The sequence below is a fragment of the Bacillus sp. SD088 genome (assembly GCF_017355205.1).
GTDB lineage: Bacteria > Bacillota > Bacilli > Bacillales > Bacillaceae_C > Lederbergia.
On sequence record NZ_JADIJK010000022.1, the window covers coordinates 26,587 to 49,627 of the forward strand.

Consider the following 23,041-nt stretch of genomic DNA (forward strand, 5'->3'; position numbering starts at 1 on the left):
ACCTTATCATGCTGTTAATTTTGCACTGCACCGTATGTTTTAATAGGTTCGGCAATTTCATTTACATCTGTCGCATTCATTACTTGTTCTTTGTTTTTTTTGTCCGAAAATAGTTTCGTAAGCTGGGATAAAGCTTTTAAATGCTGTTCATTATCTTTTGAGGCTAAAACAACAATGACTTTTGCAGGTTTTCCCAATATATCGACTGGCTCTTCCAAATGCAGCATGCTCATTCCGGTTTTCACCACGCCATTATCCGGGTTGGCATGCGGAAGGGCAAAGTATTCCGATATGATGATATATGGGCCATTTGCTTCCACATTTTCAATCATCTTGAATATATATTCTTCTTGGATATATCCTTGTTTAAGTAATGGCTCTGCGGCAATGCTTATAGCCTTTTTCCAACTAGATACCTGTTTTCTTAATAAAATCCTATCCGGTGGTAGAAGTTCAGCGAGGTTTGGCTTTGGCGTTTCACTTTCCATATTGATCGGAGGATGCAAGTATCTTCTAAGTTTTTTGGATAGCGCTTTGTCATCTTCTATCACCGCATATCTTTTCACAATATCCATGATTGTCTCCACCGAGTAAATTTGCTTTTTCGGCGAATAGTTAAACAAGCTGTTCACCTTGATCAACAACTGCTCTTTGTCTTCATTATTTAAAACAGGGTTGATGACAAAGACTGGAACCCCTTTGTCTTCGAGCGCTATCGTGGATACAATGAAATCGACATCTAAATCCATTTTTTCATATTCTCTTAATGATGCTACTCCGGTAGTTTGGATATCCGAAAACAGCCCTTCCAGTTGGCTTTCCAGCAGCCGTGATGTGCCTAATCCATTCGTACATACAATAAGCATCCTTTTTACGGTTTGTTCAAGCATCAGACCTTCTTTTCGAAGCCACCCACTAAAATGCATCGCAATAAATGCGACTTCACTTTCTGCGATCGACTGACCAATCAAATCTTCAAAATGGTGCACGACCTTTTTTGTTAAATGAAAAACCTCAGGATAATTTTGTATGACCGAATCCCGCAATGCATTTTCAATTTCAATCCCATATTTTATTCGGTAGTATGCAGGCTTTAAATGTAGCAACAAATTTTGGATCAATTGTTGTGGCTCCTGAAACTCTATCGCAGCATACAGTTGAAAGTCTGAAACCATTTTCTCCACAACTTGCAATAATTCCTGCATCTCTTCGCTTTCTAATCTTGTACGAAGGTTGTAATTGACTTTCGCGCTTAAAAGAAACCTCGTGAAATAATGGACTTCATTATCCGGGATCGTCATATTCAATGACTCGGATAAATGTTTACATAGTAAATGGACGCCTGCATATTCATCCGTTGTTTCAATGACTTCCTTTTCAATGGGGTCTACCTCCACAAACTCCTTTTGAGAGATACGTCTTAAGAAAAAGAAAAACCAAATGACAATATTGTCCAAAACCTCATCCGTAAATTCAATCATAAATCGTTGTTCATAATCATGTATTAACTGACGTAATACGCCTATCAAATGTGTATTAAAAAGTGAATAAGGCTGCAATGCTTGATTCCTCTTGGGAGCATCTTGTAAATCGGATAGGGCATCATGCCAGCCTTCATGTGGGGTGACCATTGATAGATAATTGATTAACAACATTCTTATCTTATTTTCATTTCCCCTGATGACGTATCCTGTTTTTCGTTCTGTATGAATGCTCAACTGGTAAGCTTTGACTTCCTCCTTCAGCTTTTTAACATCCTCTAGGATTGTGTTCCTGCTTACTTGAAAGAGCTGCCTGATATCTTCTAAAAAACAAGCTTGGTCCGCTCCCGCGGCATGAATGAATATCCAAGCCTTCCTCTCTACAGGAGAGAATTCATAATAAGTCATTCCAGTGAAAAAATAGTTCCTTATTAGTTCTTTCCTAGTCGGCTCATCTATATACAAGCCCTGTCCTCTTACCTGTTTGATTTTGGCAAGGTGATGTTCCGCCAACCAATCATTAACTTTTTCAAGGTCACTGTAGATGGTGCGTCGCGACACATTTAGCAATGCGGCAAACGCCTGGACAGTAATATATGAATCCGCTTTCGAAAGCTTATTTAAAATTGCCATACTACGTTGATCCATCATTATCCTCCTAATCAATTGTTCATTTGTAGTATGCCTATATCTGAATTATAATAGGATTTCAGCCTTAAGATAAGACCAAGTAAACCACATAGAAGTGTGTAAAATTGTACTGATAAGCAGGCAGATTTAAATTTGGATATTCCTGTCTCCAAAATTTGTGAATACCTTTGTCTGTTCACTTATAAATTCTCCATAAATAAAAACCCGGAAGTATATCCGAGTTTTATTTTCAATTTACATTATATATTACCTCTCACTGCGTTAACGAATTCTACTGCTTTAATGTAATCTACTACGTTATATTCGGCTTCATGTGGTTTTTCAGCAAAAGCAAAGGAGACATTCCCTATTGTGGTTGGGTCCAATCTCCATGATTTACAAGAACTATGGTATTGAAGAATTCCAGTTTTATGATGGATATTATTACAATTCAAAGCAGTAACCCCACCGCCAGCCAGAATTTCGATTTTATCCCCGTAACTATGCTGCAATTCCGCTAATAATTCTACCCCACGCTCTGCAGTTGTATTTAATCCGCTGGTCAATACCCGCTTTACTCCCAAATCAATAAGTAATTCCATTGACCTAAAAGGATTTTTGACCCCATCAAATGCTCTGTGAAAAATTGCATCCTTATTACCTTTATGAATCACATCTATTATTTTGTTATTCTTTTCTTTATCAATATTCCTATTCTCATCTAAACACCCAAATGCCACGCCCTCAATATCATACTCCACCATAGATTCAATATCCGCAAGTATCGTGTCAAGTTCATGGTCATTATAATTAAATCCGCCCGGACGCGGCCTAGCCATGACTACAAGGGGAACATGACAAGATTCAACTGCCAACTTGATAGTCCCAAGAGATGGTGTTAATCCAAATAAATACATGGCATTGTTTAATTCTATTCGATCCGCTCCTGCTCTCTGTGCGATTAAAGCATCCTCTATACTGCCACAACATATTTCAGCGACTTTTTTCATTCTATTCTTCTCCCTTCCCCATTGTTTTGATCGACCTATTACACCATCTATCAGAAAAAGAAATGAATTTAACACTGTTCACCAGAGGTATAAACTGTCGCCTTGCTTCTCTCTTCAGGTGTCATCTTATTAGCTGCCCGTCGCGCTACGGCGAATTCAGGGTGTTGGGTATGGTCACCGCCTGCCTTATCCTGCAATACAGCGGTTGGGTAATCACAATATCTTAGCATTGTATTTTCTCGGCATTCTGCTTCTTCGAATGAAGATATTCCATAATCCTTGCCACGTTAATCCTCCTTGGTCTCTGTTCAACATTAAATCATCGGTATTATATTTAAGCAATTTTTATCATCTCGGAGTAGATCATATTCAGCAATTACAATTAATACGGGAGGTATATTTGAAAGATCATCGATAAGAAAAGGTGATGTCAATACATGACTCGCGGCGCCTTTCCTATATTACTCGTGTCAGACAGCTGCCTAAGCATGAAATCAGCAAGATCCGCACGTGAGATCGTTAGAATGAAGGAACGCTGTTCAATAATCTCCCCACTTCTGTAATTGCCTGTCTGGTTGCCATTTGTCAATCTGGGGGGACGAACGATCGTCCAGTCGAGATTGCTGTTCTTTACAATCTGTTCCTTGACCTCATGGTCGGCAACTACATTACGGAGCAATTGAACAACGATGTATTTAATAAAGAAACCTAATCCCTTACGACCTTCCTTAACCCCTAGGAAGGACAAATAAATGAATCGGTTTACGTGTTGCTTCTTCATCGCTAACGTAATGTTGCCAACACCTTCAATCAGTGCCGGATCCCTTCGCAAAGGAGAAGAAGCGCCAAGCGCGCAAAATACCGCATTCTGCTCCTGTACAGCACGTTCGACCGAGGCATAGTCAGTCACATTTCCTTGAATGAACTTTAACTGATCATGTTGAATTTGTAGCTTCGCCGGATTACGCACAAATGCGGTTACATGATGTCCCTGCTCTAACGCCTGTTTGACCAGTTCATGTCCAGTAGCACCTGATGCGCCGAAAATTACAATATTCATCATCTCACCCATTCTTTCGTTTTGTTTATAGTACAAATCATATTGATCTTACTGGGGTTCACCAACAAAACTCGGAAATCGTATGTTAAGAGTAAACATAAGTCACAAACATCTATGAGAAGCATATAATTTGCTTAATAAATAATGTTATAAGAGTATATTCCATATTTTGTTGTTGTAACAATGTGGTTATACAAGGGGCTGACAGTGTACAGTTTTAACGTTTTGCTGTTACAACCCCATATACGCTAATAACTGTTTCATGCTTGCCATGCGTATTCTATTAAGATTCCTCAATCGTCAAAAATTCCACTGTTCAACAATATGGCCCGTTTGAGGAACTGTTGCAATTTTAGAGTAATCTCTAGTTTTCATAGAATATCCTCCAAAAGTAATTAATAGTATCTATGACGATGCCTTTGCCTGGATTAAACAATAGTAATTCGTTACCTTAATACCTCTGTCTGTTCCTTTGTCATGAGTATATTTTTCGAACTGTCTTTGGACTTTTTCTAAGTACTGTTCTTTAACATAATCAGTAAACTTTTTACTCTGGCCAAAGAATATGTAGTTAATAACATCTTCTGGAGTAGGTATATAAGCAATCTCCTCTATGGTTTTGGTCTTTATGTCCTCAAACCCACTTTTAGCTAACCTCTCATTTATTATGTTAAGAGTTTCTGTTCCATTAGTATTCGGATCAATCCACCCTTTATAATAATCTCCAATGTCAGATATCCAATTATATAGATAAAGTAACAATATTGTACCTCCAGGTTTTACCACCCTATTTCCTTCTGGAAACCAGCTTGTTGGTCCTTTCTTTGTATAAACGACATCAAAGTAATCTGTTGGAAAAGGAAGCCCTAATCCATCTTTTGTATTTCCAATTACGTACCTTACATTGGGATTTTTATTTTTATTTGCGGTTTCAATAAAGCCTTCCGTCATATCATATCCAACAACTTCTTCTGCATAATCAGACCAACTATTGGTATACTCTCCATGACCACAACCAACATCCAATACTTTCCCGCCGCGGAGTGTCTTCCTTAACTCCTCAGTTAATATTTCTTCTGCTAATATTCCTTCATACTTAAAATTACAAGTGTACTCATATTTACCTAATTCAGCCGCAATATGATCCATTCTTTCCTTATAAGTTCCTGTAAAAAGGCAATTGGATAAGTCAGGAAACAAAGCTACCTCTCCCTTCAAAACAATTATTTTATCGTTATTTCCATCAATCTAGCAATAACCTTCTAGAAGATTAATATCGTTCTTGAAAGCTATCTAATGAATGCCCGCTGCCACATCCAATGTCCAAAACCCTTTTACCCGAAATATCACCAAATAAGTTAAGTTGATTTTCTGTTAAAGATAAGGGACCATATTCAGGCAGAGCAGTTCTTCCGAAAAAACGTTCTGCTGATTTTTCCCAGCCTTCCTTATTCATATTCAATATTTTAGTTGCTTCCATAAATACACTTCCTATTTCAAATTTTTTAAGTCCCCAAACCATTCATTCAATAACTTCAACAAAAATAGGCAATAACCCTTCTTGGATTATTGTCTATTTTGCAGTTGGCTTGAAAAATAATTAAGGTTGTTGCTACTCTTGTTCCCCCGCTCATCCCTAAATATCCTTTGCCAAGTCAAGCCTTTCAGCACTCCAATTTCATAGCTCGATGGCACGTTCTTTATTGTAAGATTCCTCAGAGGATGGGATTTGTTTGCGACCGTCCCAATACGTCCCGCTGTTAATAGAGCTGCTGTTAATAAGGTTTGCAAGATCGTTTCCCGATTGTTTGGTTGAGCGAATGCCAGGGTGAACAAAACGCATGAGCGGCATAATATTGTTCCACGTGAAACGTTGAAAGGGTTTATAATCCCTCGTTAGCTCTGAACCTTTGCCAGGCATCATGCCGGGATTAAATGCTACTACCAAGATTGAACGCTTGGCCTTGCGGATTCTATTTGTTAGCTCATAGGAAATTGATTGGAGTAGTAGATAAAATGAAAGAAGCCACGAAAACAATTATCATAGCTGGGGGAAACACAGGATTGGGTTTTGAAACGGAAAAAGCTATAGCTGTATCCTCAACAGATTGGCATGTCATCATCGCTTCACGAAATCAACAAAGGGGAAATGAAGCAGTTACTGTCCCCATTCACTTATATAAACCTATCCCCCATCACGAACCGTCGTTTTCCACTCACATTTCATAACTAATTGCTGGTCTTTCAATTCAGCTGAAAGATTTCCATTCATTTTTTCCATTAAACTTTTGGCAATGGATAATCCGAGCCCTGTTCCTTTTCCCTTTCTTGCTTGATCCGCTTTATAAAAGCGATCAAACATGTGAAAGAGATCTTCTTCCTTTAATTGCAGAGCTGGATTACTAATCGTAAGCTCAACGAATGAAGGGTTCCTTTTTAAGGTAATGGTTACATTGCCAGTAGAATGCTTTAAAGCGTTTGTAACTAGGTTTTCAATTACCCGCTTGACTGCAGAGACATCAGCCTCGACCCTTATCTCATCCTCCGGAATATTAATAGTCGGCTCTATATGCTTTTGATTGAATTCTTCATAAAAACCGACCAAAACCTCCAGGACCAAATCATTTAATTGAATGGATTCTATCTTTAATGGATAATCTGCTGACTCAATAATAGAGAGCTCAAAAAAGTCTTCTAGTAGAACTTTTAACCTTGATGCACCATTTTTTACAATCATGGTATACTCTTTTCTTATGTCAGCAGGGGTATTATCATCTTACAAAAATTGAATATACCCCAAGATTGAGGTCATCGGGGTACGGATATCATGTGAAATGCTTGAAATGGCTTGCTTTAACTCATTCTCTGTCCGTCTTCTTTGTGCAGTGGCCCTCTTCGTTTCATCTATTTGGATATTTATTTCCTTTGCTAATTTTTCCAAATCTTTATCATAATATCCGAGTCTGATTTTCATATCCGTTTTAGTTTGATGTCTCTCCTGTAGTTGTTCATTCACACTTCGTATTTCCTTTTTCAAGAAAATAAAGCGGATGAGAATAAATAATGCGATAAAAATTGAAAATATTGCTATATACACCATTTACCTCACCCGCTCATTTCTTTATTTTATTTCCTTTTTATAGAATAAGATGCTCCCCAATTGCTTTGTTCAGCAATCTTTGTAAGGATTTCATCCCCAGACATCCCTGGAAGCATAAGATCAAGGAGTAACATATCCCATTCCTGCTTTTCCAAGTACAGCATTGCTTCTGTACCAGAATATACAGGCTGCGGATGATAGCCATTCTTTCTTATGATGTTACATAATAATTGATTAATATCATCATTATCTTCTACTACTAAAATGTGGATTTGTTCACCCATACTTTACTCCACCTTCATTTTTGGGATTCGTTTGCCATATTATAGCGCATAACTTTCTTGCTAACTTCCCATTATGGAATATACCGTATTTTAGATGAATATCAGTATAAATAACTTTGTTCTATCCGGTTACTTTCCCAGGGAATTTCCCTTTTTGCTTGGCAGGCCTTTATTTATGGTACGGTTCCCCCCTCATAATCCTAAACCCGCGATACACCTGTTCCAACAACACCAATCTCATCAATTGATGTGGAAACGTCATTTTGGAGAACGAGAGGGCATAGTTGCTGCGATTTTGGACATCCTTACTCAAACCGAGAGACCCGCCAATGATGAAGGCGATTTTACTTTTGCCATAGGTGGCGAGATCGTCCATTTTTTTGGCAAGTTGTTCTGAGGTGAGCATGGCGCCGTTGATTTCTAGGGTGATAACGTAGGTGTCTTGGGACATATGTGAGAGGATACGCTCTCCTTCTTTGTACTTGACCGCTTCCATATCTGCTTCGCTTAAGTTTTCCGGTGCTTTTTCATCTGCGACTTCGATGACGTCTACTTTTGCATAGGCACTTAAGCGTTTTAGATATTCCTGGATGCCTTGTTTCAAGTATTTTTCTTTTAGTTTTCCAACGCTAATAATCGTAATTTTCATTAGGTTCGTTCCTTTGCTTTTCGATAAGGTTTTTTATCCGCTTTCTCTTCCCTCAAGTGTAGCAAAAAAGGACTTGCTTCCTACTCTCTTTCTAGCTAACATGGCCTGTCCCTTTACTCTTTATTTTTGCTGTCGAAAGTTCCCGTTTAAGAATGACAATGCTAGATTGCTTCTTGTACAGAAATCATCATTCCTTAAACCTAAAACTATTAATTAACTGTGCGAGCTGTTTTGGTGACTGGTCCATGTTGTTGGCAACCCATTGTTTTATAACGTAAATGCTGCCACTGATTAAATAAGTAATCACATATTCGGAAGTATTCGCATCTACTTCATCGCTGGTGATCTTACTTTGGATCAGAAAGGAACGGACGACATCCATTACACGTCTTTCAAAGGTATGGTCGGCATTTTCATTGAGAAGTACCTGGAACATTTCATACTTGGAAACGACATATTCCAGCAGCCTTTCTGTCAGCTGCAGTACTTCCTGTTCCTGCTCAACATTGTATTGATTTAAATACATATGTAGGTCTGTGATGATTTCTTCTTCTATTTGCGCAAGCAGGTCAAATTGGTCTTTGTAGTGTGCATAAAAAGTGGAACGGTTAATGTCGGCCCGTTCGCAGATTTCTTTAACGGTGATAGCAGAAATCGGTTTGGTCTTCAATAAAGTGATGAAACTATCCATTAAAACCTTTCGGGTGTACTTCTTTCGTCGATCGAGTTTTTTGTTCATTAAATTGTCACACTCACTTTTACTTTTCTTCAACACATCGATCCTATATGTTGGTTTTTACACTTTCAATACAAAACTGTCTGTTGTATCTCCAACACGGTGTCGTGTATAATGATATCGTGTTTGAATGGATAGAGCAAGAAAGGATGAACAAAGACAGAAATGACAGAACTTATTTTAAAATATAAAAAATCGATTGTCATCACCTTTGTCGTTCTGGCAATTGTTAGTGCGGTGGTGCAGTTTGGCGTTAGGACCAATTATGATATGGTTGACTATCTGTCCGATGATGCACCATCGATTAAATCCACGAATGTGATGGATGAAGAATTTAACGATGATGTGGCCAATACACGGGTCATGATAAAGGATGTCGACATCCAAGAAGCATTAGCATACAAACAGAAATTGGAAGACATTGCTGGTGTCTCTGGGGTGATGTGGCTCGATGATGTAATGGATATTACAACACCCATCGAAATGGAAAATAAAGATACCGTTGAGACGTACTATAAAGATGGCAATGCACTGTTTTCCTTTGAAATTGAAAGTGGAAAAGAAGTGGAAACGACAGATGCCGTCTATGAGTTGATTGGTAAGGATAATGCGATGTCAGGAGAAGCCCTGAATACGGCGAAATCGCAGCAATTAACAGGCGATGAGTCAATGAATGCAGCGTTAATTCTTGTACCAGTTATAATTTTGATTCTGCTGCTGTCCACTACGTCGTGGCTGGAGCCAGTGTTTTTTCTCATAACCATAGGCGTCTCCGTTCTGATTAATATGGGAACAAATATCTTTCTAGGTGAGGTTTCCTTTGTCACCCAAGCTGTAGCCCCGATTTTACAGCTGGCTGTGTCACTTGACTACGCCATCTTCCTGCTTCATAGCTTCACCGATTATCGGAAGACAGAGGAGACGCCAGCGGAAGCGATGAAGCTGGCAATGAAGCGATCTTTTCCGGCAATTGCAGCTAGTGCCTCAACAACAGTCTTTGGATTTACAGCTTTGATGTTTATGGATTTTGGGCTTGGTGCAGATTTAGGCTTGAACCTGCTGAAAGGAATTTTGCTAAGCTTCATCAGTGTGATGATCTTCCTCCCTGCTCTCACGTTGATGCTGTATAAATGGATTGATAAAACTAAGCATCGTGCCTTCTTGCCTAGTAAATATAATTTCGGGAAATATATCGTGAAGCTTCGTATTCCGGTCCTATTGATCGTGGCTATTCTCATTGTTCCGGCTTTCTTGGCACAAGGAAATACGGATTTCCTTTATGGAACTGGAGACAATCCTGCTGATACACGTGCCGGTCAGGATGAGCGTGCAATTGAAGCTGTGTTTGATAAATATACACCGATGGTTCTGTTAGTACCAAAAGGAGATCTGGCACGAGAAGAGCTACTAGTACAGGATCTTGGTGATCTCGATGAAGTGAAAAGTACAATTTCTTATGTGAATACTGTCGGGGCAGGTATACCGTCAGGGTATCTCGATGAATCGGTAACTGAATCATTCTTTTCGAAGCATTACAGTCGTATCACTTTAAATACGACAACGGATTCGGAGGGTGACGAGGCATTTGCTCTTGTCGAAAAGGTTAAACAAATTGCCACCGATTATTATGATGATGATTACCATGCTCTTGGGGAAAGCGTGACGATGTACGATATGAAGGATATTGTGGAAAAGGACAATACGTTAGTCAACGCACTTACAGTAATTTCGATTGCCATTGTTCTACTGATCACATTCCGGTCTATTTCCTTCCCTGTCGTTTTATTGCTGACGATCGAGACATCCGTATGGATTAACTTGGCCGTTCCGTACTTAACCGATTCACCACTTGTTTATATCGGGTATCTGATCATCAGTACGGTCCAGTTGGCAGCGACAGTCGACTATGGCATCTTATTTACCGAAAACTATACGCAACTCCGTAAAGACATGAGTGCATTGGCTGCCGTGAAGAAAACCATTGATGAAAAGACATTCTCCATTGGGGTGTCTGCGTCTATTCTATCCAGTGTTGGATTTATTTTGTCGGCGACATCATCAGATCCGATCGTCTCGTCCATTGGGCTTTTACTCGGACGCGGTGCGTTATTAGCCTTTATTTCCGTATTGATCTTCCTACCAGCACTGCTCGTCGTATTCGACCGTTTGCTTGAAAAAACAAGCTGGAAACCGAATTTTTATAAAAAGAATGAGGAGTGATATGATGCGTTTTAAACAAATAGCAGCCGTGATGATGGGAACCTTTTTGGTATTTGGCTCACTTCCTTTTTCAGTGTTAGCGAAAGAGAATGAGGATGCCTATACAACGAAGGATGAAGCCATATACGGCAAACTGGGGGCAAATGGAGCCCTACAGGATATGTATGTGGTCAATACATTTCATGACGCGAAGCCTGGCACCATCACAGATCATGGAGAATATACGGATGTTCAAAACTTGAGTAATTTATTGGATATCGAACAGCTGGATGATGGTAAGGTCCGTTTTCAGGTGGAAAAAGGGGATGATAATTTTTATTATCAAGGTGCCATCGATAACCGGCCACTGCCATGGAATATTGAAATCAGCTATATGCTGGATGGAAAAAAAGTGGACCCTAATGAATTGGCTGGGAAAAGTGGATCTTTAGAATTGCAGATTAAGACTTCTGGCAATGATGATGCAGACCCCGCGTTTTTCGAGAATTATATGATGCAAATCTCGCTGACGCTTGATCCAGTCAAGTTTGATCAGATTCAAGCTCCTGATGCAACCAAAGCGAAATCCGGTAAAGATACGATGCTAACCTTTACTGTTATGCCGAAAAAGGAAGAAACATTCATTGTATCTGCTGATGTGACGGATCTTGAAATGGACCCGATTAACATATCAGCAACACCGGCTACGATTCCTTTTGATGATCCGGATTTGGGAGACATGAAAGGGAATATGACATCCTTGGCCGACGCGATTAAAAAGATTAATGACGGGGTTGGCGATTTGAAGGGTGGCATTTCGGACTTGAATGGTGGTGCCACCGAACTGAGTAATGGTTCTAGTAGTTACCTGAATGGGATCAATCAGCTGAATCGATCATCCGGTGAACTGGTCGGCGGTTCCTCGGAAATCCAAAAGGCTCTACAGCAAGTGGCAGGTGCATTGCAAAGTGCTCCAAATGAGACTCCTGACACAGGTGATCTTAAACAATTACCAGAAGGCCTTCATGCATTAGCAGGTGGCTTAAACGAAACGGCTGATGGACTTGATGAATTGCGTGCTAACTATGATAAGGCCTATAGTAGTTTAGCTGAGGCGCTATACGCGATCCCGAATGGTAACATCACAGAAGATCAAATAGAGGAATTATTAACAAGTGATGTCGATCAGGAAGTTGTCAACCAATTATTAGAGTCTTATGAATCAGCTCAGAGAGCTAAAGGTACGTATGAGTCAGTGAAGCCCTTATTTGATGCAGTGACGGGAACATTGGATAACATTTCTGGTGCAGTACGAAAAATGGCAGACGAAGCCAACTCTACCGCATCTGCAGTGGAAAGTGGACTTAATAATATGGATGGTTTTGATGAACTAGAAAAATTGCAATCAGGCATATCAGACCTTGCATCACAGTATCAATCTTTCCATCAAGGATTAGCAGAATACACCAATGGCGTTAGCGATTTGGCAACCAACTATCAAGAGATTGATAAAGGTATCAAGGGACTTGGCAGTGGCACTGCTTCTCTTGAGGAAGGTGCCGGAGCTCTTCAGAACGGCACGGAAGAACTTGAAAAAGAAACCAGTGATTTGCCTAACGAAATGCAGTCCGAGATAGATAAAATGCTAGAGGAATATGATACATCTGACTTCGAGCCAATCTCGTTTGTGTCTGAAGAAAATAAAAAAGTCGATGTTGTACAATTCGCCCTGCAGACTGAATTGATTGAAATAGAAGAACCTGAAAGCATAAAAGAAACAAATTTAGAAAACAAAGGTCTTTGGGATCGGTTCTTGGATTTGTTCCGCTAAAAAGTGGAAGTAACTCCATTTCCTCCTAAAACATAGGGATGATGGCAGTTCGCAATACTTAATAAAGCGTGCCAGGTACTGAAACAATTTTGAATCGTTTCAGTACCTGGCATGCTTGTCTTTATAAGGCCCATTATAATCCGTCTAATGAAGTTAATTGGAAAGGGATCGCGGAGCTAGCTATATTTACGTATAAACCGATAATTCCTTCGTATCAATTATAAGGTTCGAAGCCTTTATAAAGTCAAATCCCAGAATACCGTCAATATCCATTCCATAATCCATATTCCCAATTTCAACTTCAAAGTTCTCTTGGCGAATGTTTCCAAAATGAATATGATCAAAAATTTTTACATATACGTACTCGACGCCACCGACTCCTCGAATCATATCTACAATATCGTTTTTTTCAGGTTCAACCCCAATTTCCCCTACTACATCCGCATTAAAAATAGTTCCCGCAGATCCTGTGTCTAATAAGACTTTATTAAGTTCTCTCTTATTCCCACGAAACTCTATCTCAAGACGAACAAATGGAAGACCATACTGAATATCGATTTTCATCTTAAACTCCTAATCCCTGCATATCTCTCACGTGCAACTAGGTTAGGGCGTGATGTATGAAAAAAGCAATATTCTCGATAAGGTTTTTCTTTTCGTAATTCATCATAACGCCGCATAGCCTCACTTGACTTTTCAAATCGATCAATAACTACTATTTCTTCAATATATCTTTTCCCTTCTTTTGAGTGCGCCTTCATGACTTCTAATACAACCCATTCATTTGGAAATCGTTTTTGTACTTCTAGCCAACGCATCTCATCCCTCCGTTCAGGTATGTTTGTCTACATTATACCACAGAAATTGAAGGCATTTTTTATAGTACGGGGGTGGACAATATGCCTATCAACCAGGAGAAGATTTGCTTAGTGACCTCAGTCATAGCAAACAGTAATATTCAAACCCAAAAAAGGCTGTCGATGCCTTAGCGAGGAACCACTATGGCGGAGGTGTTAGAATATGATCAAAGAGCCTTGATCCCGCTGCCTTTTTAAATCAGCGGGTTCTATTTGTGCAGACTCTGAGGAGTGATTTTGAATGGTTTCAGAATCTAACACAGATTCTTTAATTCGGCTCCATATGAACATGGACATCGTAAACCCCGTATTTCTCAATCATGACATTTTCTACACGGCTCGCTATATCATGGGCCTCATGAATATTTAAATTCTCATTCACCAGAATCGCAACATCGATGACTTCATTATTTCCATAATTTCTGCCCTTGATTTCCTGGATTCCCTTTACGCCATCGACCTTAACGATGACGTCGTGATAAAGTTGAATTTTATCTTCATCAAATCCATCGGAAAGCTCATGAGACGCTCCTTTAAAGATATCCCAAGCGGTTTTACAAATTAATAGCCCCACAATAATGGCTGTTACTGTATCAAGCCACGCCATATTGAATTGAGAACCGAAGATACCAATTGCGATCCCTATACTTACCCATGCATCGGAAAGATTGTCCTTTGCTGCTGCCATAACCGCTTTGCTATTAATTTTATTCGCTAATTTTTTATTGTAACGATAAATAAAATACATGGCTAATGCTGAAAAGACTCCTACATATCCTGCCAACATATCTGGTGCGACCTTTTCCTCTTGAAACATGGAGGTGATGGCATCCCGCAATACTTGTATGCCAACAGCTAACATAATAAAAGAAGCAATCATCGAGGAAATCGATTCACTTTTCCAATGACCATACCGATGATCCTGATCAGGTGGTCTTCTCGATAACTTGAGCCCAATGAGGACGGCAATAGAGGCAATAATATCGGTAGTATTATTTAAACCATCTGCTTTTAAAGCAGTGGAGTCACTCATATAGCCAAAAACTAATTTTAAGATGGAAAGGCAGATATAAGCCATGATGCTAACAATGGCTCCTCTTTCGCCTAATTTAAGATTTTTGTACTTTTGCTCATCCATCTTCGTCCCTCCCTCACCAAGCACTTGTATCCATCATACTGAATGAACTATGAGTGGGTCTATAGAAACCTTTTTACCTGACTCTATGTTAATGAGCAAAAGGCAAGTATGTTGCATCAAGGAAAAATCCCCTATATCACAATAAAGTTACCAAAAGGATTGCTTATCTTTTGTTCACTTTCTATTTATCCACAACCTGAATAGAGTTACCCACAGGAGGACATTTCATTTATTACACACAGGTTACGAACAAGTTATGCACAATAGTTATCCACATATGCACAGATCCTATCCACATTTCGTGATTAGAATATTAGTTCCCCACAAGATATGCTGCTACGTTTCGACAATATTCACAGGCTGTTGATAAATCTCCCTCTGTTTGTAGCTTGTCCATAATCGGTGCTGTTTCCCATTCATCAACAATCACATCTAAAGCTAATTCCACATGCCTTTCACAGCAATTCACCTTCATAAACGCCTATCCTTCTTGCTTTTACCACAACTTGCATTTTCTTACTTTTTGATTAGAATCTTTTTTTCATGCTTTACTTTTTGTATTTTAAACGCTTTTTTCGACAAAGTCACAGATCTAGGTTATCCCCAAGTGAGTATACTCAATCTTTTTTCTCACGAAAAAAAACGGGAAAGTATTCTTCACCTCCCCGTTTTACAGTTATCCACATTTACATTCGCGATTCATCTGTTAATTTAAGAGTGGCTTCGCTCAATTCACCACCTCTGTAATATTTCACCTCCATAGAATCTCCGACACTTTTCTGATTATAAAGGTGCTTTCGTAATTGAAGAATATCATCTACTTTTTCTCCATCAAGTTCAACAATAACGTCCAATTCTTTTAGACCTGCACTTTGTGCTGGAGAATTCGGTACAACTGATTCAATCATCACGCCTTCTTGAACGTCTTTAGGCAATTTTAATGTCTGCTCTTGATGATAAGCCGCCACTTCATTGACATTCCGTAATGTAACTCCCATTGAAGGACGTTTTACTTCGCCAAATTTCTCTAAATCCTCAATCACTGGGATCACATAGTTGATCGGGATGGAGAATCCAATTCCTTCTACAGCACTTTCAGCAATTTTCATGGAGTTAATGCCAACCACTTGGCCACCAATATTCACTAAAGCTCCTCCACTATTTCCTGGGTTAATCGCTGCATCCGTTTGAATAACCTCTGCCTGCCAATCAGGAATTCCATCCTGGTTAATATCAACCGGGACCGTTCGATTCACACCTGATATGATTCCTTGAGTAACTGATCCGGAGAATTGCAATCCAAGTGGATTTCCAATTGCAAGAACGGGCTCGCCAATCTTCAAAGCATCTGAATCACCGAATTCGGAAATCATTTCATCAGGAATATCTTTGGAGTCAACTTCTACAACGGCAAGGTCTGTCCAAACATCGCTTCCTCTTAATTCTGCTGGAAACTTTGTCCCATCTTCCAGCGTGACCTCTAATTGAGAAGCTCCTTCCACCACATGATGGTTCGTAACAATATAGACAGTGTCATCCGCTTTTTTATACATGACACCTGAACCGACTCCAGCTTCTTGGCCTTGGCCCTCAGTTCCAGACCAAAAACTAGAGGTTTGAATGTTCGTAATCCCGACAACCGCTTTCGCCGTTTTATCGACTGCAGATGTAACATCTGTTGTTACATCAAGGGAAACATTTTTTGACGGAGCATTTCCCTGATTACTTTGTCCGGATTCTACTTGCGCATGATCATTTGTATTACTCGTAACAGCAGGATAAATCAAAACCACTAATAGTGCACCAATAATGCCACCAACCAAGCCGATGAAAAAGCTTGATCCCTTCCCCCTTTTTCGATCTCGGTTTGTGCTGTGATCATCATAATACCCCACACACACCATTCCTTTCTATAAACTCTTCCATTTAGTTTGGCTTTTCTTTCTTATATTATAATCTAAAAGCGAAACTTTCAAAAAGGAATCGTCTCCGTTATGCTCGTTACCCTTTTTTGTTCTAACAATATCGGTGTCCCAGCTCAATCTATACTGTGAATTTTTAAAAAAGCCTTCCTATCTCGTTTAGGATAGAAAAGCTTTATGTAAATTCCTGATTACTCACGGGAAAAATCGCTTGGCAGTGCTTCTTGATAATTTCCATACACATCAACTGACTCCATAATCTGATCATCGATATAATGAAACCCCTCTATTACGCTTACTTTACTTTTTACATGCCGCACGTTAGCAAATATAATTCCGTTATTTGCCGTTAGACCCGATTTATTCGCCATACTCTCTGTTTATTAGCCATCGGTATGATGTTATTCGTCGTTAGAACACTTTTATTCGCCGTGACCATTTTTTCCTCGCCACAAGAAAAGCGTAAGGCGCCTTGCTCAGCCCCGACAAGCAAATGTTCTGAGACAAGAAAAGTCCGGTTTTGACTTTTATTGGCTCAGGTTATTTGACCTCGAGGGGCTAGGCGCTGGAGCTAGATCAAAACACTAGCCAAAATTTTATACTTTCTTATCTTTTTAAAAAAGTCCCCGCTAGTCGCAGATCGACTTGCGGGGTACTTTCACTAAACAGCTGTTAAACTTGTAGGCTTACTTGGGTCGGTATCAAATAATTTAAATTGGCTGCCAACAGGCATGTCCTTTTCTTCCAATGTTTGTTGAACACTCATCCTTGCTAGGTCCTTCATATTATTGTCCAAGCTTAGATGGGCTAAATAAATCGCCTTCGTGCGGTCGCCAATGCAATCGCACATCGCCAGTGCAGCATCTTCGTTGGAAACATGCCCGACATCACTCAAAATTCTCCGTTTGATATTCCAAGGATATCTTCCCATTCGTAACATCTGGACATCATGATTGCTTTCAAATACATACATGTCCGCGTTCTCAATCGTCCCTTTCATTCGATCACTCACATAGCCTGTATCGGTAATGAGAACAAGTTTTTTCTCTCCTAGATGAAAGCTATAGAACATCGGCTCTACCGCGTCATGGGAGACACCAAAGGATTCAATCTGTAATGCACCGAAGCTTTTCACTGTTTCCATTTCAAAATTGAATTTTTGATCGGTCGAAATCGTCCCTAATTGGCGCTCCATTGCATTCCATGTCTTTTCATTCGCATAGATTGGTAACTTATATTTACGTGCCATAATTCCGACCCCTTTTATATGATCGGAATGCTCATGTGTGACAAGGATCGCATCCAAATTGGCTGGGTCTCGTCCAATTTGCTGAAATAATTTATCCATTTGCTTTCCGCTTAATCCCGCATCTACCAGAATGGAATGGTCCTCTGTTTCTATATAAGTAGCATTTCCGGTACTCCCACTTGCCAGTACACTAAACTGCATTGACATTCCCTTCACTCCAATAACGTTTTCTCCTTGTCCGGCTTCCCTTGTATTACATTTCCCTCATACGCATTGACAAGCATGTCCATTCGTTCACCATCTTTTTCTACAATCACATGCCAAGTCGGTGTTAACACCTGTGTTGCTTCCATATTTACGAGTGTATAATAGCCGAGCTTTACCTTCCCGACGATTTTACTATCGGTTAAAGCCCCCCGATGATAAAGAGCTTCTATGGCTCGGATTGGTGCAAGCACTTCATCTTCTTCATCATTGATCGGTTCAATCGGATCTAGCATCGTTTGATCATAAGAAACAACGGCTCCATCATCATTAAGGTGGAAAGTTAATTGGGCACTCTGATTCATAAAGATAAATTTATCTTCTTCCGCCTCTTGAAAATAGATAATCGAATCATCCTCTTCATCATAACCCCAAAAAGCATATTGCTCCCCATTGACAACATTCTCTTGCACAAACTCATTTAAAGCTTCAGGGTCCTCAAAGCTTTCTAGTAAAAACGGCTTTGCTAACTGACTATGAATGGCCGTGCCATCATTCAATTGAATCTCCTGATCCTTCAAGTCCTTGAACATTTCTTTTGTGAAAGTCTTCGTGTTCGCACTTAAATAATGATCCATTACCGTTTCTTCTGATAGCTCGTCATATTCGACTCCATCCGCTTTCAAATTTTCTGCTAAAGTAGCTGTAGTATTTGTGCTCACTTCATATTGCTCTCTTTTGACCTGCAATTGTGTCAGAAGAAACACATCTAAGACGAGAAAAGCAATGATAAAGATGGCTTTAATTTTCCCCCAATCCATCTAGAGCCCCCCCATTTCTTCTTTCATGTCAAAAGGCATCCAAGTGCCGCCATATAAATAGTACCAAGTCGGTTCTAGCTCCACTACATCTTCATTTGTTGTATCTCTTGAAAGCCGATAGCCTAGCACTAGGTCCTGTAAAAGCTTCGGGTTCCGCTCCTTATCCGAAAGCAAATAATCAAGGACTTCATCTCCTGTAGGAAGTTCTATTCTTTCCTGGGGAGGCAATGGAATCATTAATGTAAAGTAAGGTCGTCTATATTCAGAAATTTCTTCGTCTCCCCAGGTTTGAGTAATCTGTGTCATCCCGTTCTCATTGAACACCGGATAATTACCAACATATAAACGGAAAACCAGCTTTTTTTCAAATACAGACATTTCATCATATCGATAATTATCTGTCCATCCCCCATGCTCATTTATAAAGTCAATACCTTGCTTCAAAATTTCCGCTTGGCTTTGCTCCACATGGCGGCCAGAATCCAGGCCTGGATTGACATATTTTAACACATTCGTGAAGGAATCCACGTTCATCAAGCTTGTATCATCGGTAAATTGCTCGCCACTAGGAATGTCATCACGTCGTACTTTACTTGGATTGCGGAAAAGCGCATTTTTAAATTCGCTAAGTTTAATCAGCTCAGGATAATACTTATATTTTCTCATTTCCATTTTATCTTTAGGAGCATAGAGCAGTCGCTGATCAGGCAAGGTTAACTCCTGATATTCCTGAAACTTTTCTATATCCTGCTCGGTTGCAGCAAACAGCCGCTCTAGGCGATCAAGATTAATATGACTTTCATATACCCGACTATCCTCGGTCGATATAAAATAAACCGATGGTCCTTCCTTGGATACCTGAGGGGATAAGATAACAATATGATCAAAGGAAGCATTTGGCGTAGGATCTTCCACTTGAATAATCCCTTTATACACTTCAAAAGGGACTTTACTTGGATAATCAACCACTATCCGGTCAGGGCCATTTTGCAATTCTTGAATTTGATTAGGCTCTTTAACCTGCCCATTGCCAATATCATAAAAATTCCATGTGCTTATTTCCATAATCGTTGATTGAACAAATTCTCTATTTTGTGTTCCATAATGCTTTTCAGCTTTATGATAAAGAATGCGATTGGGCTTAATAAGCTCTGAAATCTCTTTTTGTTCTGCAATCATGATACTATGAACATTTTTAGAGTCCAGAAATTCGTATTTAGGCTGATACGTCCATAAGCTCCACGTTAATCCAACACTTAAAATGACTAATAGAAACAACACTATTGATTTTAATGTCTCATATTTCACAACCAATCATCCCCTTGTACAGGGTCATATGGCAATGTAAAGATAATGGTCGTTCCTTTCCCCTCTTGGCTTTTCGCCCATATATCTCCGCCATGAACACCGATAATCTCCTTGGCAATCGCCAGGCCAAGCCCTGTACCACCGAGCTGCCTTGTCCTGGCACGATCAACGCGATAAAACCGTTCAAACACTTTATTTAAATTATCCTTTGGGATGCCGATCCCCTGGTCACTAATACTTACTTCAATATGATCATCCAGTACTTTAAGCCTGGAGGTAATGCTTCCCCCCTCAGGGGAATATTTCAATGCATTCGAGATAATATTATCAATCACTTGTGTAAGTTTATCTTCATCAATCTCTACAAATACTGATTCCTTCGGAAGAATACGTTTAAAATGAACATTCCTTTCCTTTGTCATTTCAAAACGATCAATGATCTGATTTAAGAAAGAACTAAAGTTGACCCAACCAGGATTGATGGTAAAATTACGGCTATCCATCCGTGATAAGTCAAGGAGATCATTCACCAATCGGATCATCCGCTCTGTCTCAGTACGTGTCACACTTAAAAAGCGTGGCCCCAATTCTTCATCCTTGATTGCTCCCTCTGATAATGCCTCTAAATAACTCTTCATCGTCGTTAATGGTGTCCGTAATTCATGGGAAACATTCGAAACAAATTCTCGCCGCTCTCTGTCCAGTTTCTCTTGTTCTGTTACATCATGCAACACAACAATTAAACCATTCACAAATCCGGTCTCTCGTTGAATAACAGACATATTCGCCCGTAAAATAAAATAGCTTTCTTTTGAACTATAATCTAGTACAATCGATTCCTGCTCAGCTAACAAATCATCAAAGCTATAATCCTCTTCCAATTCCAATAACTCTGTAATCGGTTGGGAAAGGACTGTTTCACGTGAAACAGTCAACATGTCGGCTGCTCGTTCATTGATCAAAATGACTCTTCCCTTACGATCTGTCGCAATGACCCCATCGGTCATATACGTTAGTACCGAGGATAATTTTCGCCGCTCTCCTTCTGTTGTTGCATGGGCTTCCTGTAATCCTTTTGTTAAATGGTTAAAGGATTGCGCCAATTGACCAATTTCATCATTGCCATATACACGAACCTTTCGGGAAAAGTTTCCCTTTGCCATCGCCGTCGCTTGCTTTTTCATATCTGCAATTGGTCTTGTAATCATTCGTGCTAATAAAATACCAAGTAGTGCTGTAATCAACATCGCAATGACTGTACCTGTAATAAAAATATTATTGATTTCATTTAGCTGTTCAAAAACAGTCTCAATTTTCGCGACCAAAAGGATAGCCCCGGCTACTTCTCCGTTGGTGATGATCGGCGAGGTTACGACCCAAATGCGGCCTTCCTCTTCCTTATCAAACTGGATTTTATCAAGATCTTCCCCAAGGGAAAGTGTTCGTTTGACCATCATATTTTGTATTTTCTGCCCAACCAGCCCTTGATTATCAGGTTCAGATGTACCAATGATGACACTGCGATTATTAATCACTTGAACTTCTTCTATATCTGTTGCCGTAAAGTCAAACAGAAGGTTCCTAATCTCGTCCTCAAGTGGTGGGACATCTTCCCCTGTGCGATCTTTATTGATCTCTTCTTTAATATTATATTCTAATAAAGGAAGCCGCCCTTTAATTCCACTTTGGAAATTCTCGACTAATTGATCCTCTAACTTTCCAACAAAATACACACCAATAATTTGCATCGCAATAAGAATTAAGAGTACATAGATCAGTACAAACTTAATGTGAATCGAACGAAAAAAACCAACTTTTCGCATGGATCCTACTCCTGATCAGGAGTTCGTAAATAATAACCGACTCCTCTTCTTGTGACGATCCACATTGGATGACTTGGATTGTCCTCTACCTTTTCACGCAAGCGTCTTACTGTCACATCCACCGTCCGAACATCACCAAAATAATCATAACCCCAAACAGTCTGGAGAAGATGTTCACGCGTCATCACTTGACCAATATGTTTCGCCAAATAATGGATTAATTCAAATTCACGATGCGTTAATTCAATCGTTTCCCCATTCTTTGTTACGACATACGCATCTGGATGAATGGTTAAAGCACCAACCGTAATTTCATTATTTCCCTCATCCTCGGAGCTTTGAACTTGCGTATGACGGCGTAAGTTTGCTTTCACACGTGCAATGAGCTCTCTCGCACTAAAGGGCTTTGTTACATAATCATCTGCCCCTAATTCCAAGCCCAATACTTTATCAATTTCCGAGTCCTTCGCTGTTAACATGATGATGGGCATATTATATTTCTTGCGCACTTCCCGACAGACTTCCATTCCATCGCGATTCGGAAGCATAATATCTAAAAGAATCATATCTGGCTTCATTTCTTCCACAAGTTGTAAAGCCTCATCCCCATCATAAGCACATTGAACAGTAAATCCTTCCTTCTTCAGATTAAACTGCAAAATATCGGCAATGGGTTTCTCATCATCGACGACCAATATCTTTTTATCCATCGCTTCTCATCTCCCTTTCATTATCTTCG

At 39.7% G+C, this 23,041-nt stretch carries 24 protein-coding genes and 1 pseudogene; 2 read left to right on the forward strand and 23 right to left on the reverse strand.

Annotated features, from left to right (window positions below; translation table 11 throughout):
• Positions 1-14: 14 nt before the first annotated feature.
• The 12 genes and pseudogenes from IPU53_RS17840 to IPU53_RS17890 form a co-directional block, all read right to left on the reverse strand.
• Positions 15-2,129 (reverse strand): BglG family transcription antiterminator, encoded by a 2,115-nt coding sequence (locus tag IPU53_RS17840; protein WP_207452366.1) that lies wholly within the window; start codon positions 2,127-2,129, stop codon positions 15-17.
• 242 nt (positions 2,130-2,371) lie between these two features.
• A complete protein-coding gene (locus IPU53_RS17845) occupies positions 2,372-3,121 on the reverse strand; it encodes a copper homeostasis protein CutC (RefSeq protein WP_207452367.1) in 750 nt (249 codons plus the stop codon).
• A gap of 71 nt (positions 3,122-3,192) precedes the next feature.
• Positions 3,193-3,306: pseudogene (locus tag IPU53_RS17850) on the reverse strand (nucleoside deaminase); the annotation flags it as partial.
• Positions 3,307-3,435: 129 nt separating this feature from the next.
• Positions 3,436-3,555, reverse strand: a complete 120-nt coding sequence (locus IPU53_RS25685; protein WP_207452368.1) for an alpha/beta hydrolase fold domain-containing protein — start codon at positions 3,553-3,555, stop codon at positions 3,436-3,438.
• Positions 3,552-4,184 carry an NAD(P)-dependent oxidoreductase gene (locus tag IPU53_RS17860; protein WP_207452369.1) on the reverse strand — a complete coding sequence of 211 codons (633 nt, stop codon included), beginning with the start codon at positions 4,182-4,184 and terminating at the stop codon, positions 3,552-3,554. The genes IPU53_RS25685 and IPU53_RS17860 overlap by 4 nt, the downstream gene beginning before the upstream one ends.
• 402 nt (positions 4,185-4,586) lie before the next feature.
• On the reverse strand, positions 4,587-5,381 hold the full coding sequence (locus IPU53_RS17865; protein WP_207452370.1) for a class I SAM-dependent methyltransferase: 795 nt from the start codon (positions 5,379-5,381) through the stop codon (positions 4,587-4,589).
• A gap of 70 nt (positions 5,382-5,451) precedes the next feature.
• Complete coding sequence (locus IPU53_RS17870) at positions 5,452-5,661, reverse strand: hypothetical protein (protein WP_242698395.1); 210 nt, start codon at positions 5,659-5,661, stop codon at positions 5,452-5,454.
• Positions 5,662-6,366: 705 nt separating this feature from the next.
• Complete coding sequence (locus tag IPU53_RS25050; RefSeq protein ID WP_242698396.1) at positions 6,367-6,918, reverse strand: sensor histidine kinase; 552 nt, start codon at positions 6,916-6,918, stop codon at positions 6,367-6,369.
• A gap of 39 nt (positions 6,919-6,957) precedes the next feature.
• Positions 6,958-7,281, reverse strand: coding sequence for a histidine kinase dimerization/phospho-acceptor domain-containing protein (locus IPU53_RS25055; RefSeq protein WP_242698397.1), 324 nt, complete (start codon positions 7,279-7,281; stop codon positions 6,958-6,960).
• Between the two features lie 26 nt (positions 7,282-7,307).
• A complete protein-coding gene (locus tag IPU53_RS17880) occupies positions 7,308-7,565 on the reverse strand; it encodes a response regulator (protein ID WP_313886520.1) in 258 nt (85 codons plus the stop codon).
• Positions 7,566-7,734: 169 nt separating this feature from the next.
• Positions 7,735-8,214: a 23S rRNA (pseudouridine(1915)-N(3))-methyltransferase RlmH gene (gene rlmH, locus IPU53_RS17885; RefSeq protein WP_207452371.1), complete on the reverse strand. Its 480-nt coding sequence runs from the start codon at positions 8,212-8,214 to the stop codon at positions 7,735-7,737.
• Positions 8,215-8,401: 187 nt separating this feature from the next.
• Complete coding sequence (locus tag IPU53_RS17890; RefSeq protein ID WP_313886521.1) at positions 8,402-8,986, reverse strand: TetR/AcrR family transcriptional regulator; 585 nt, start codon at positions 8,984-8,986, stop codon at positions 8,402-8,404.
• Between the two features lie 129 nt (positions 8,987-9,115).
• Here IPU53_RS17890 and IPU53_RS17895 point away from each other — a divergent pair, with 129 nt between their 5' ends.
• Both IPU53_RS17895 and IPU53_RS17900 read left to right on the forward strand, forming a co-directional pair.
• Positions 9,116-11,170: an efflux RND transporter permease subunit gene (locus tag IPU53_RS17895; RefSeq protein WP_207452372.1), complete on the forward strand. Its 2,055-nt coding sequence runs from the start codon at positions 9,116-9,118 to the stop codon at positions 11,168-11,170.
• Between the two features lies 1 nt (position 11,171).
• The gene (locus IPU53_RS17900) at positions 11,172-12,980 is read left to right on the forward strand and encodes a YhgE/Pip domain-containing protein (protein ID WP_242698398.1); all 1,809 of its coding nucleotides are present in this window, start codon (positions 11,172-11,174) and stop codon (positions 12,978-12,980) included.
• Between the two features lie 186 nt (positions 12,981-13,166).
• Here the strand turns inward: IPU53_RS17900 and IPU53_RS17905 are convergent, their stop codons facing one another.
• The 11 genes from IPU53_RS17905 to yycF form a co-directional block, all read right to left on the reverse strand.
• Positions 13,167-13,544, reverse strand: coding sequence for a retropepsin-like aspartic protease (locus IPU53_RS17905; RefSeq protein ID WP_207452373.1), 378 nt, complete (start codon positions 13,542-13,544; stop codon positions 13,167-13,169).
• The gene (locus IPU53_RS17910) at positions 13,541-13,798 is read right to left on the reverse strand and encodes a hypothetical protein (RefSeq protein ID WP_207452374.1); all 258 of its coding nucleotides are present in this window, start codon (positions 13,796-13,798) and stop codon (positions 13,541-13,543) included. The genes IPU53_RS17905 and IPU53_RS17910 overlap by 4 nt, the downstream gene beginning before the upstream one ends.
• A gap of 307 nt (positions 13,799-14,105) precedes the next feature.
• Positions 14,106-14,975, reverse strand: a complete 870-nt coding sequence (locus IPU53_RS17915) for a cation diffusion facilitator family transporter (protein WP_207452375.1) — start codon at positions 14,973-14,975, stop codon at positions 14,106-14,108.
• Between the two features lie 313 nt (positions 14,976-15,288).
• Positions 15,289-15,450, reverse strand: coding sequence for a CxxH/CxxC protein (locus IPU53_RS17920; protein ID WP_207452376.1), 162 nt, complete (start codon positions 15,448-15,450; stop codon positions 15,289-15,291).
• Positions 15,451-15,661: 211 nt separating this feature from the next.
• A complete protein-coding gene (locus IPU53_RS17925) occupies positions 15,662-16,870 on the reverse strand; it encodes a S1C family serine protease (RefSeq protein WP_207452377.1) in 1,209 nt (402 codons plus the stop codon).
• A 218-nt stretch (positions 16,871-17,088) separates the two neighbouring features.
• Positions 17,089-17,268 (reverse strand): hypothetical protein, encoded by a 180-nt coding sequence (locus tag IPU53_RS17930; RefSeq protein ID WP_207452378.1) that lies wholly within the window; start codon positions 17,266-17,268, stop codon positions 17,089-17,091.
• A gap of 290 nt (positions 17,269-17,558) precedes the next feature.
• On the reverse strand, positions 17,559-18,353 hold the full coding sequence (locus IPU53_RS17935; RefSeq protein ID WP_207452379.1) for an MBL fold metallo-hydrolase: 795 nt from the start codon (positions 18,351-18,353) through the stop codon (positions 17,559-17,561).
• Positions 18,354-18,358: 5 nt separating this feature from the next.
• Positions 18,359-19,171 carry a two-component system regulatory protein YycI gene (locus IPU53_RS17940; RefSeq protein ID WP_207452380.1) on the reverse strand — a complete coding sequence of 271 codons (813 nt, stop codon included), beginning with the start codon at positions 19,169-19,171 and terminating at the stop codon, positions 18,359-18,361.
• Positions 19,172-20,479, reverse strand: coding sequence for a YycH family regulatory protein (locus tag IPU53_RS17945; RefSeq protein WP_207452381.1), 1,308 nt, complete (start codon positions 20,477-20,479; stop codon positions 19,172-19,174).
• Positions 20,476-22,302 carry a cell wall metabolism sensor histidine kinase WalK gene (gene walK / locus IPU53_RS17950; RefSeq protein WP_207452382.1) on the reverse strand — a complete coding sequence of 609 codons (1,827 nt, stop codon included), beginning with the start codon at positions 22,300-22,302 and terminating at the stop codon, positions 20,476-20,478. The genes IPU53_RS17945 and walK overlap by 4 nt, the downstream gene beginning before the upstream one ends.
• A gap of 5 nt (positions 22,303-22,307) precedes the next feature.
• The gene (yycF, locus tag IPU53_RS17955; RefSeq protein WP_207452383.1) at positions 22,308-23,012 is read right to left on the reverse strand and encodes a response regulator YycF; all 705 of its coding nucleotides are present in this window, start codon (positions 23,010-23,012) and stop codon (positions 22,308-22,310) included.
• Positions 23,013-23,041 lie beyond the last annotated feature (29 nt).